Genomic DNA, 3,906 nt, shown 5'->3' on the forward strand with positions numbered 1-3,906 from the left:
TTTTCCATTGCTTGCTAGATGGAAAGTTGAATCCTCACACTCAAAATTTGGCGATGGCGAGTGTGGGGATTTTTTTATTTTTTAGCGAGACGCCATACTGTTAAATCTAAATAGTAAGTTAAGTCACTTTTACGAGAAACGACTCTCTCAGTTTCGATATTTAGGGTTTTATATGGTCCTCCTCTACCTGTAAGGATTGCATCATATCTGTAATTTGGATTAGAAATGTAGGATGAAACTTGTGTTGCAATCATAGCTGGTAAGTATCCGACAAAGACATTATTCACTAAAACTTTGACAGCATTTTTATCATGCGGATTTGAAGGTTCTGGTAATAGTTGAACGTCTACTGTTTTCAATTTATTGTATTTGTAAACAGGTTTATATGTTTCAAGCATATAAGATTTCAAACTCTTATTATCTTTTCCGAAATAGTGGATCCCTCCAGAAAGAAAATCAGCAGCAAGCTCAGCCTCTTCTTTATGATAATTTGTCCCCATCAACAAGAAATCATCATGGAAAACGATCTTATCAACACTAGGACCGCTATAATTCTCTATCTGTTTCTTTTTCTTTGCCTTTTTTTCTTGTTTTGCAGTGAAATGGCCGATTAAAAACATTATGAAACTAAGGAGCAAAAGTACGACTCCGAATGGTGGAATTAGAAAAAGCAGTATTATAGAAATTACTAGAAAAACTAGCGCTGTCTCTTTGTAATCTTTTGCTGTGAGTTGCTTTTTGCCGTTAGAGGCAAGAATAGATTGCTGTTTGTTGGTGACTACTTTCCTCTTTTTCTTTTTGGACGACTTAAACAGATCAGATAGTCCAAATGTTGTCTTGTGGTAGACCTTGTTATACATGGCTTTCTTTGGATTTTTAACCCAACCCATTCCTTTCTTACCATATCCAGGGATAATAGCTTTTTTAGCCTGTCTTTTCCACTTGCTAGTGGTTCTAGCTTTTAAACTTCTGGTTAGACTTGGTTTTCTCATTCCTATTTTCATAACTTTCTCCTTTTAATTTTCAATTGGCATAAAGTTTCCGACTATTTTTCCAATGATTCTTGGATCTTCGTCATATGGTGCGAATTTATCTTTATACTTGTTATTGATAGAGACGAGTCTAAGACCGTCTTTTTCTCTATAGACTTTTTTAATATAAGTTTGACCATCCCAATCAACTGCATAAATGGCACCGTCGTAGTCAAAACCTGTTTCTTTGATAAGAACAACCTCTCCATTCATGTACTTAGGTTCCATAGAATCTCCGAAAACCCAAGAGGCGAAATCGTGGTCTAGGTCTTTGTCATAAAAAACAGTGTCATAATTCCCATCGTTGAAGTATGAAAAGCCAGTACCAGCTGAAAGTTTTTCAAAAACACGGTATTCAAAAAGCTTTTCCTCAATCATAATCACTTTATTATTCTGCTCTTTTAATTGTTCATTAGCATAGTTCAGAACTTTTTGTTTTCTTGGAGTTGACAAATTTACAACTTTTTCAGTTATTTTTTGAACGAGAGGGGAAGTAGGGATTTTTACTTCTTTTACTTCTTGAGTTTTATCTTCTATCAAGTCCGATTTATTAACACCGAAATAGTCCGCAAGTAATTCGATTTTTCCTATCCGAGGGTAAGTTATACCCTTTAACCAATCTCTTACAGTAGTGTATTTTAATCCTAAATCAGAACAAAGTTTATTTCTATCAACATCTCTGCTGCTCATTAACTTTTCCAAGTTCGCAGAGAAAATTTCTTTACTTTTATTATTGCTCATTTGTATCACTCCTTTATATAGTATATATTACGGCAAAAACGCAAAAAAGTAAAGAAAAAAATAAAAAAATACGAAAAAAACGCAAAAAACACTTGACATTGCGGTTTAACCGCATTATAATAGAGTCATAGTTGAGTCACTCAATTATAAAAAAGATAGAAAGGACTGTAAAATGCAGAAAATGACTCTTAAAACATTGAGAACTCTAAAAAATTGGAGACAAGCGGATGCAGCCGAGGCTATTGATGTCTCTGTTGATACTTGGGGAAATTGGGAGCGAGGAAAAACAGAACCTACTGTAACACAAGCTTATCAAATCGCTACTACTTTTGGTGTGTCTATTGATGACATTATTTTTTTACACGACATTGCGGTTTAACCGCAATTGGAAAGGAACATTATGAACAACGCAGCGCAAAAAGTAACATGGATTGACAAAGATGCCTGGGAGATTGCTACAGAGCTGGCGAACGAGTACGGCGTATCTATTTGTCACATCATCAGCGAGAGCGTCCGCTACTGTGCAGAGAATGCCGAATTTAAGGAGATGGATGTTGTCGTTAAACGATTGGTAGTCGGCAGTAAGGTGCTGGAGTAGGAGGGGAATATGGAAGAATTAGTATGGTTTTACTTTGTTGTCATAATCAATCTTATCATTGGTTTTGCCACATACTACGCTAGCAAAAGAGATAGAAAAAAGCGCATCAACGAGTATAAAAAAATACAAGATGATGAGCTTGAAAGAATTAGAAATAAATTTAATTTATGATTTTTTAGAAATCTGTACTTAGAAAGGAATACTATGAACGAAATTTTTAATTTTCACGGGCAGGAAGTCCGTACTTTAACCATTGATGACGAGCCTTGGTTCGTTGGGAAAGATGTTGCAGACATCCTAGGATATAGCAAGGCTAGAAATGCGATTGCTCTTCATGTTGATGAAGATGACGCCCTAAAACAGGGCCTCGCAGATAATTTAGGAAGGGTACAAGAAACAATCATCATCAACGAATCTGGTCTCTACTCTCTCATCTTATCCAGCAAGTTGCCTCAAGCTAAAGAGTTCAAGCGCTGGGTGACATCAGAGGTCTTGCCAGCTATTCGCAAGCAGGGTGGATTTATCCGTGAGGATTTGGATGAGGATGCCTTTATTGCTTTATTTACTGGGCAAAAGAAATTGCGTGAACAACAGGCTAGCATGATTGAAGACATCGACTATCTCAAGAGTGAGCAACCGATTCATCCGAGCTACGCTCAGTCGCTCCTGAAGAAGCGTAAGGCTAGAGTTGTGGCATGCCTAGGTGGTATCGATAGTCCAGCTTATGCGGATAAGACTTTCGCTCAGTCAGTCTTTAGACAAGCTGAGATTGACTTTAAAGACCACTTCAATATTAGTCGCTATGACCTGCTACCAAAGAAGCATGCGGACGCTGCTCTAGCTTACTGGATGACGTGGGAGCCAAGCACAAATACCAAGATGAAGATTATGGAGCTGAACGCCTTTAGTCAAGCGTAGGAAGGAAAAAATGAGACCAAGAAGATATCCGTATAGTAGGATAAAACGAAAATTAACAATGAGCGCAGGAAATATAAGCACTAAGAATTTATCGGTTGGTTCTGTTGATGAGAAACAACTTCAGAGGGTTATCGAGAAGTTAAAGAAACAAATGGAAGGTTAATAAAGTATGGAACAATACAATTTACCTAAAATCGAAATTGAATGCGAGGAATTTACTGTACACTCAGATAGCCATTTTAAGTATCCGAGACATGAGTATCACTTTGCTAATGGTTATGGTGCCAGTGTAATTCACAACAAGTATTCTTACGGGCTTGAGTTAGCAGTTGTCAAATATAACAAGGAAACAGGTTTGTGGGATTTAGATTACAAATCAGAAATCACCGATGACGTGATTGTGCACATCAATGGCAAAGAAGAATTGGAAGAAATTCTCATTAGAATTTCAAATTTATAAACAAAAAAAGCACCTGACGGAAGTTAGGCGCACACTTAAATTATTAAAACCATTATATCACAAAAATGCTTGCCCGCATAGTTGAGAGGATGTAGAAAATGGAAGGGATAACGTTACAATTACGATTGGATGGCGAAAGTGCTGAATTGTTCACGAAT

At 36.9% G+C, this 3,906-nt stretch carries 7 protein-coding genes; 5 read left to right on the forward strand and 2 right to left on the reverse strand.

Translation table 11 applies throughout. From position 1 onward, the window contains the following. Positions 1–74 precede the first annotated feature (74 nt). Positions 75–1,004 carry an HIRAN domain-containing protein gene (locus WKI42_RS09620; RefSeq protein ID WP_368081812.1) on the reverse strand — a complete coding sequence of 310 codons (930 nt, stop codon included), beginning with the start codon at positions 1,002–1,004 and terminating at the stop codon, positions 75–77. A 12-nt stretch (positions 1,005–1,016) separates the two neighbouring features. Beyond that, positions 1,017–1,772, reverse strand: coding sequence for an XRE family transcriptional regulator (locus tag WKI42_RS09625; RefSeq protein WP_368081813.1), 756 nt, complete (start codon positions 1,770–1,772; stop codon positions 1,017–1,019). Between the two features lie 172 nt (positions 1,773–1,944). Between WKI42_RS09625 and WKI42_RS09630 the strand changes: the two genes are divergently transcribed. The 5 genes from WKI42_RS09630 (at position 1,945) to WKI42_RS09650 (ending at position 3,748) form a co-directional block, all read left to right on the forward strand. Then, positions 1,945–2,151 carry a helix-turn-helix transcriptional regulator gene (locus WKI42_RS09630; RefSeq protein WP_050216445.1) on the forward strand — a complete coding sequence of 69 codons (207 nt, stop codon included), beginning with the start codon at positions 1,945–1,947 and terminating at the stop codon, positions 2,149–2,151. 21 nt (positions 2,152–2,172) lie between these two features. Then, positions 2,173–2,370, forward strand: coding sequence for a hypothetical protein (locus WKI42_RS09635; protein ID WP_368081814.1), 198 nt, complete (start codon positions 2,173–2,175; stop codon positions 2,368–2,370). A gap of 9 nt (positions 2,371–2,379) precedes the next feature. Beyond that, the gene (locus WKI42_RS09640) at positions 2,380–2,541 is read left to right on the forward strand and encodes a hypothetical protein (protein WP_368081815.1); all 162 of its coding nucleotides are present in this window, start codon (positions 2,380–2,382) and stop codon (positions 2,539–2,541) included. A gap of 33 nt (positions 2,542–2,574) precedes the next feature. Next, a complete protein-coding gene (locus WKI42_RS09645; protein WP_368081816.1) occupies positions 2,575–3,288 on the forward strand; it encodes an ORF6C domain-containing protein in 714 nt (237 codons plus the stop codon). 169 nt (positions 3,289–3,457) lie between these two features. Next, positions 3,458–3,748: a hypothetical protein gene (locus WKI42_RS09650; protein ID WP_368081817.1), complete on the forward strand. Its 291-nt coding sequence runs from the start codon at positions 3,458–3,460 to the stop codon at positions 3,746–3,748. Positions 3,749–3,906: the final 158 nt, after the last annotated feature.

This window comes from Streptococcus pseudopneumoniae, assembly GCF_038148935.1.
In the GTDB taxonomy this organism is placed as follows: Bacteria; Bacillota; Bacilli; order Lactobacillales; family Streptococcaceae; genus Streptococcus; species Streptococcus pseudopneumoniae_U.